A 2,681-nucleotide genomic window follows, 5' to 3' on the forward strand; every position below is an offset into this window, starting at 1 on the left:
TGCAGCGTGACAATCGGGCGCGAGACACTCCGGCGATGGCTGATGGCTGACGGTCTATGGCTCTCTCGCAAGCAACGGAAGACCTTCCACCAGCCGAGGCTGAGGCGAGAGCGCTTCGGCGAGCTGGTCCAGATCGACGGCAGCGATCACCGATGGTTCGAGGATCGTGGCGAGCCCTGCACCTTGCTCGTGTTCATCGACGACGCGACCAGCCGATTGATGCAGCTTCGCTTCGTACTCAGCGAGAGTACGGACAGCTATCTGACCGCAGTCCACGGCTACGTGCTGGCCTTTGGTTGCCCCGTGGCCTTTTACTCTGACAAGCACGTAGTCTTTCGGCGGAGCTAAATATCGAGATAATCTGTGCTAACTCAAGTCAGGCGAAGGGCCGTGTGGAGCGAGTGAATCGCACACTACAGGACAGGCTGGTAAAAGAACTTCGACTCGCCAACGTCAGCGACATCTGTGCCGGAAACGCGTTCTTGCCAGCTTTCATGACCCAGTTCAATGAGCGTTTTTCTATTCCTTCCGCCCGTCCTGAAGACCTGCATCGGCCTCTATCGATCCCCGTGGAAAAACTCACCGACATCCTGTGCCACCGTGAGCAGCGCCACGTCGGAAGCCAGTTGACCTTGTCATACGACCGCAAGCGGATCATCCTGGAGCGAAATTCTCTCTCCGAAGGACTTGAGAGTAAATATGTTGACGTTTACGACTTCCCAGATGGCCACTTGGAGGTCCGCACCAAATGCCTCCTGCTTCCCTATCGCGTCTTCAGCAAGGATCAGAGGGTCAGCCACACCGCTGTGATCGAGAACAAGCGCCTGGGCCACGCTCTTGCCCTCATCAAGGCACAGCAAGACGTCTACTTTGCGCTAAGAGTGAATACGAACAGCCACAAGGGCGGATACCAAAAGCGGGGCCGACAGATCTACGGCCCCGACTACGTGCCGAAAATTCCTGTGAGATCCGTGAAAGAAGGAGGGAGCACGACACCAAACGTAAAAAAATCGTACGCATGCGAGTCGAAGCTCTAAGGAATCAGTCTGGGAATAAACGGTCTATTGGGTTGTTAATTGTTCAAGGGTTTTTTCCGCTGCTTTGGTGAAGATGACCGAAAAGACTAAGTTTACAAAGGTGCAAACGGAAAGACTATGAGCAGAATTCTTATTGCAGTCACTCCTCTTATGGGACACGTGAACCCCATGTTCACCGTTGCTGAGTCTCTCCGAGATGCTGGCCACGAAATCTACTTCAACACCTCCGATGTATTTCGCGAGCGGATCGAAGGTGCCAATTTCCGTTTTCTGCCTTTGCTCGGCAATGCCAATTACGATTGGCGCCGGATAGGCGAACTGATTCCGGAATTATTAAGCGCTGCCACACCGATGGATCAACAGAACGCCTATGTCAAGTATTTATTCGCGGATCGGATTCCCGACCAATATCACGGGCTGCAGCGATACATCAAAGAGTACTCATTTGATTTGGTTATGACTGATGTTTTATTCGTGGGCAATCTCCCCCTTCTTCTGAGTGGTGAGTCTCGGCCTCCGGTCCTTTCCTGTGGTGTCGTCGCACCTCTTTGGCTTGACCCGGCATCCTCAATCTTTGCTGGTCCAGATGACACTCCGGAAGGACGCCTCCGAAATCTTGAACTCAACCGGCAATTCAACCAATTGCGCGCACCAAGTCATACCTATCTTGACGACGTCCTTAGGCGATTGGGGGTGTCGATCGATGGCGGCTTCGATACGAACACCATGTATCGTTTGCCAGACGTCTTTTTGCAGCTCGGAGCAGAAGATTTTGAATTCCCTATGGCGGATCGACCAGCAAATCTTCACTTCACGGGACCTATTCTGCACCGGCATTGCGATCTTCCGTCACCGGCCTGGCTTCAGAACCTTGACGATTCACGGCCAATCATTTTCGTTACCCAAGGGACAGTGGCGAACTTTGACTTCAATCAGCTAATTAATCCGACGATTGCGGGTTTGGCCGAGGAGAATGTCCAAGTGGTTGTTACGGCCGGCGGGGGTGCGACTGAAATTATCTCGGCAGCCAATGCCATTGTCGAGCCATATATTTCCTATGAGCTTATCCTGCCTAAAACAAACGTTTTCGTAACCAATGGCGGATATAACGGAGTTCAGCAGGCAATTAGCTATGGAGTTCCCGTCATCTCAGCAGGAGAGAGCGAGGACAAGCCTCTTGTATCCATGCGGGTGTCCTGGAGTGGCACGGGTATCGATTTGAAGACCGGAACACCCACCCCCACGCAAATTCGCGATGCTGTTCGAGAAATATTGCACAACCCGAAGTATGCAGACCGTACAAAGTTGGTTGGAGCAAAGATAGCCAAAACCAACGCGCTGCAAACCATCGTCGACATCGTTATGCGCACTTCTTCAAAAGGAGCACAGAAGATTTGAGCTGCCCAAGGATCGATATCATTTTGGTCTGGACTTCTCTCATAAATTAGATGAGGGGGGCGAACGACAAACAGAGCCTGTGGATTGCCCGATGCGCTGGCGGTTACGACGTGCATCGGCACGCGGCCTGCGAGCAACGGATTTGGAGAGCTGTTGCGACATAAGAGATTTTGTAACCCGGAGAGTATGTCCGCTTATCTTATCTTTCGGAGGCACTCTCCGTTTTATCCGCACGTGGCTATGGGG

Annotated in this window: 1 protein-coding gene and 1 pseudogene; both read left to right on the forward strand. The window is 52.6% G+C overall.

Translation table 11 applies throughout. The features are described 5' to 3' along the window. Nucleotides 1-929, forward strand: a pseudogene (locus tag AC5S26_RS29800) (ISNCY family transposase); the annotation flags it as partial. 225 nt (nucleotides 930-1,154) lie between these two features. Further along, entirely contained in the window at nucleotides 1,155-2,435 is a 1,281-nt protein-coding gene (locus tag AC5S26_RS29805) for a glycosyltransferase (RefSeq protein ID WP_494188578.1), read from the forward strand. Nucleotides 2,436-2,681: the final 246 nt, after the last annotated feature.

Source organism: Edaphobacter sp. FHG110511_03 (assembly GCF_059115365.1).

Excerpts from the sequence above, each read along its gene's own strand:
- AC5S26_RS29805 (WP_494188578.1), top strand. The coding sequence starts at position 1,155 with ATGAGCAGAATTCTTATTGCAGTCACTCCTCTTATGGGACACGTGAAC.